The sequence below is a fragment of the uncultured Faecalicoccus sp. genome, from assembly GCF_944327125.1.
Classification (GTDB): Bacteria; Bacillota_I; Bacilli_A; order Erysipelotrichales; family Erysipelotrichaceae; genus Faecalicoccus.
The window spans coordinates 1-4698 of the sequence record NZ_CALVGO010000076.1 but is presented as its reverse complement, the minus strand read 5'-3'; the positions used below and the strand labels follow the sequence as shown (position 1 = coordinate 4698).

Annotated in this window: 4 protein-coding genes; 3 read left to right on the top strand and 1 reads right to left on the bottom strand. The window is 38.1% G+C overall.

Features of this window, described 5'->3' with window-relative positions; genetic code table 11:
* Positions 1 to 1237: lysozyme family protein (locus Q0K03_RS07140; RefSeq protein ID WP_297239020.1), on the top strand; the 1237-nt coding region annotated here is incomplete at its 5' end.
* 105 nt (positions 1238 to 1342) lie between these two features.
* Here Q0K03_RS07140 and Q0K03_RS07135 read toward each other — a convergent pair.
* Positions 1343 to 1894, bottom strand: a complete 552-nt coding sequence (locus Q0K03_RS07135; protein WP_297239019.1) for a hypothetical protein — start codon at positions 1892 to 1894, stop codon at positions 1343 to 1345.
* 320 nt (positions 1895 to 2214) lie between these two features.
* Between Q0K03_RS07135 and istA the strand changes: the two genes are divergently transcribed.
* Both istA and istB read left to right on the top strand, forming a co-directional pair.
* Complete coding sequence (istA, locus tag Q0K03_RS07130) at positions 2215 to 3759, top strand: IS21 family transposase (protein ID WP_297239018.1); 1545 nt, start codon at positions 2215 to 2217, stop codon at positions 3757 to 3759.
* Entirely contained in the window at positions 3752 to 4501 is a 750-nt protein-coding gene (gene istB / locus Q0K03_RS07125; RefSeq protein ID WP_195376463.1) for an IS21-like element helper ATPase IstB, read from the top strand. Before istA ends, istB begins: the two co-directional genes overlap by 8 nt.
* The last annotated feature ends 197 nt before the right edge of the window (positions 4502 to 4698 follow it).

Sequence of the window (4698 nt, the reverse complement as noted above, 5' to 3'; positions counted from 1 at the left end):
GGAAACAATCATCAATGAAAATGCGATCCTGCATCCTGCTCCTACTCGTTCTTCATTAAAAGATAAGAAGTTTGCCCAACAAATGCGTCAGCTTAATGTTGCCAAACATAAACGAAAAATCAAAGAAGCAAAAGAAGCCCAAAACACAGCCGTTACTGTTAAAGATGCAGGAGTAAAAGTAATCAAAACTACTTTTATAGCCGTCAAAAAAGCAGTGACGGCTTTGCCTTCTTTAGTCTGGGCTGGAATTGGATTGATTTTATTATTAGTTATTGCGCTATTTATTGGTGTATTTAGCGCTTTTTCATCAAGTTCTGTAATACTGCCTGGAACGGCTTCTTTAAGTGAAGAAGTCCTTGCCCATACCGAAACCATTGAGAAATATGCCAAACAATACGATATTGAAGACTATGTAACAATACTTCAAGCCATCATGATGCAAGAATCGGGCGGTAAAGGAAATGATCCTATGCAGGCTAGTGAAAGCGGATTTAACGTGAAGTATCCAAGAGTTCCTAACGGCATCACAGATCCTGAATATTCCATCGAAGTTGGTGTTAAAACATTTGCCAACTGCATCAAGCAGGCAAAAGTCAAAGATCCTTTTGATACAGAAAAACTATATTTAGCCTTACAAGGATACAACTATGGAAACGGTTATATCTCATGGGCCATCACCAATTTTGGAGGATATTCCAAGGCTAATGCACAACTATTCTCGGATATGCAAAAACAAAAGCTGGGAACCAACGTGTATGGAGATCCAGATTATGTGGATAACGTCATGCGTTATGTCGGGCTTGGATTTGGAAATGTTCGAGGAGAACCTAACTTTGAAAATATGAAGGCTTGGGGTATGAATAACTATTACAGTCAATTTGGATTATTTGGTCAATGCACCTGGTTTGCCTGGGGAAGATTCTATGAAATCTATGGGTACAGCCCCGGATTTACTGGAGACGGTACGCAATGTGTAGATCAGCTCGTTGCAGCACACCCAGATAAATTTGTTAAATCCAATACACCAAAGGCAGGTGCTGTCTTCTCTGGTGTTGGACATAATCATGTTGGTATTGTGATTGCATGGGATGGAACAAACATCACCATCCAAGAAGGTAATCTTGATGGAAGAACCAATACCTTCCAAGAAGCCAAAACAGACTGGCAAACTAAAACATATACTCTTCCACAGCTCAATAGCATCTATAAGGGAGTGGTATTTGCCAATCCAAAATAATGACAATTTAAAGCGAATTTTTGAATTAGTACCTATTCATTTATATTCTAGAATTCGCTTTTCTTTTCATATTTAAATGCAAAAAAAGAGACGATATAGTTCGCCTCATTTTAGTTCATTTAACAGCTTTTCTGAAACAACGGTTCCTCCACGAATCTCTTGATCATAATCATCAACAAAACATTTAGTGATAGTCCCATCATTGTTATAAATAAGATTCTTTATTTCCTCAATGGTTATTCCAGTTATTTGAATTGTTTCAGTTTTTCCATCAGAGCCTACTTGTTCTCTATATCCATGTTCATCATATTCATACACACCTGAACCTTCTTGCATCTCTATTTCTTTTCCTTTTTTTCCATTTTCATCTAAAAACGAACTGACAATATTATAAGTCGTCATTAAATTATTTTCTTCTAAGGTAGCCTCATCAGGCATTTTCTCAAGGTCTTCAAGTTTTATTTCTGTACCTGCAGTCAACTGCATTGTTTCCTCGGCCGACATTATTTCTGTTGGCAATTTGATTACTTCTTCCTCTTCCACTGTTTCTGTTTTTTTAGTTGTCTCTTCTTCATTTGCAGAACTGGAACATCCTGCCAGTCCCATTCCCATTGTAGCGACTAAAGCCAATGAGAATAACATTTTCATTTTCTGCATTATTACTTTCTCCTTTAATTTTCTTAAGTAAATTTTACCCCCCAATAAGATTTTTGCAACTACGAGTTGTATAAATCTGATTAATGATTGCTACATGATTATTACGGAGTGAGAAGTCCACTCAATACGGTAAAATAAGTCCATGTATTACGGTGACGAAGTCCACTTGATTCGTTATACAAGTCCATCAGAAATTAAATTTTTTATCATGATCATTTATAAGTGGCGTAGCCTGGTTTTATTCTATCCTCTTGTTCTATAAGATATGTATGCGATGCTTATCGCATTTTAATATCTTGTGGAATCGGAGGTGTTTTTTTATGCGAGATGTTAAAAGGGTTTTGGAAATGAGATCTCAAAACCATAGTCAGCGAGATATTGCGCGCGCCACAAAAGTATCAAGAGATACAGTTAGAAAAATATTCAATGCCGCTGACTCTAAAAAAATCTGTTGGTCATCTATTCAAGATCTTAGTGAATACGATGTCCAAAAATTATTGTTCGAAGAAGAGGTGAAAATCAATCTGTCAATCAAACAGCCGGATTTCGACTATGTTCATAAGGAACTGTTGAAACCCGGCACGACGATCAAACTGTTGTGGGAAGAATATGCAGATGCTTGTCGGTCCATCAATGTCCCTTTCTATCAGTACAGTTACTTTTGTGAAAGATATCGTGATCACGTGAAAAAGCACAACCTGACCATGCATATCAATCACAAGCCAGGCGATAAGATGATGGTGGATTGGAATGGAACATGTATGTACATTTATGATCGGTACACCGGTGAAAGAATCACTGCTTATCTATTTGAAGCCACCCTTCCATTCAGTATGTACAGCTATGTCCGTGCCTGTCCGAGCATGAAGATCGGCGACTGGATCGATTGCCATATCCACGCTTTCCGGTATTTTGAAGGTGTTACCCGATTACTTGTCCCCGACAATCTGAAAACCGGGGTTATCTCCAACAGAAAATATGAAGATCCTATTCTCAACAAGTCCTATCAGGAAATGGCAGATCACTATGATACGACAATACTTCCTACCAGAGTACGTAGGCCGAAAGATAAAGCAGCGGTTGAGGGCGCGGTCGGAGATTGTACGATAGCTATCGTTGGAAAACTTAGAAATCGAAAGTTTTTTTCATTCGAAGAACTGAATGAAGCGATACTCAAAGAATTGGATACGTTTAATTCAAAACCTTTTCAAAAGAAGGAAGGCTCTAGAAAATCGGTCTACATGGATGAAGAATTTCCATTTATGAAACCTTTACCGAAATACCCTTTTGAATTGAGTGAATGGAAGCGTGCCAAAGTCCAGCTTAATTATCATATATCGGTTGAAAAAATGAACTATTCCGTTCCCTATGAATATGTCGGTCATTATGTGGATGTGAAACTCACAAAACGTTCGGTGACCGTCTACTATAAGATGAACCAGGTATGTTCCCATGATCGTCTTTATGGACGGATCAATCAATATTCAACCAATGAGAGCCATATGCCGGAAAACCATCAAAGATTCCTCTGGAACAAGGACCGTTTTATACGATGGGCCGCTTCAATCGGTGAAAGTACAACGACAGTCGTCCAGAAATTATTCAACCGATATAAAGTGGAGGAACAGGCCTATAAGGGGTGTATGTCCCTTCTGAAATTATCGGATAAATATGGAAAGACTAGACTGGAAGATGCGTGTCAATTGGCGTTGGAGCACATCAGCCAGCCTAGCTATAGAAATATTAGAATGATACTGCAGTCAAATCAAGACAGGAAGAAGAAAACCCAAACTTCTCAAAAGGAGACCGTCGAGTATGCCTTTGTGAGAGGGAAAGACTATTATGGAGGAAAACGGAATGGATAGAAAAGAATTGATCATGAAACTCAAACAAATGAAGTTACCGGTCATAGCGGAACGATATGAAATGCAGTCATCCGATCCTGATTACAGCCAGCTATCGTTCGATGAAAGATTTGGCGAAATGATAGATATGGAATATGACAGTCGAATCAATCATACGATAGAGAAAAATATCAGAAACGCTAAATTCTATGATTCTACAGCGAACTTAGAATCTATTGACTATAATCCTGAAAGACAATTGAACCGTTCCCAGATGGAAGAACTGGCAACCAATAGATATATCGACAACGGATTAAATATAATATTCGTAGGTGCATCTGGATGCGGTAAGACCTGGTTATCCAACGCTCTGGGAGTACATGCATGTCGGAACAGAAAAACGGTATTGTATATCCGTTTACCAGAACTTTTCTCAAAATTTGAAGAAATGAGGATACAGGGAAAGTATAACGAATATCTGAACAAGCTCGGTAAGTATGATCTGGTTATACTGGATGAATTTTTATTGAAGCCAACGAACGAAACAGAACGAAGTGATTTATTAGAGCTGATGGAAAAACGGTGCAACAAAAAATCAACTATTTTCTGTAGCCAGTATTCATTTGATGGATGGCATCAATCATTGGATGGTGGTCCAATCGCAGATGCGATACTGGATCGCATCGTCAATTCCTCCTATATGATCACACTTCATGGAAAGTCATTAAGAGAAACATATTCAAAATTGAATAGATCCAAATAGTAAAAAAGCACGGTTTAAATAGCCGTGTTTTTATGTGGACTTCTTTACGTATTTATATTTATAAAATAGTGGACTTCATAAGCGGATTGAGTGGACTTCTCTATCGTACAGGATGGACTTCAGTTAACGGAATACTCAGTTTTAGCCAATCGATGCCCTGATCTTTTTTTAATACATTGATGGTTTCCCTCAATATA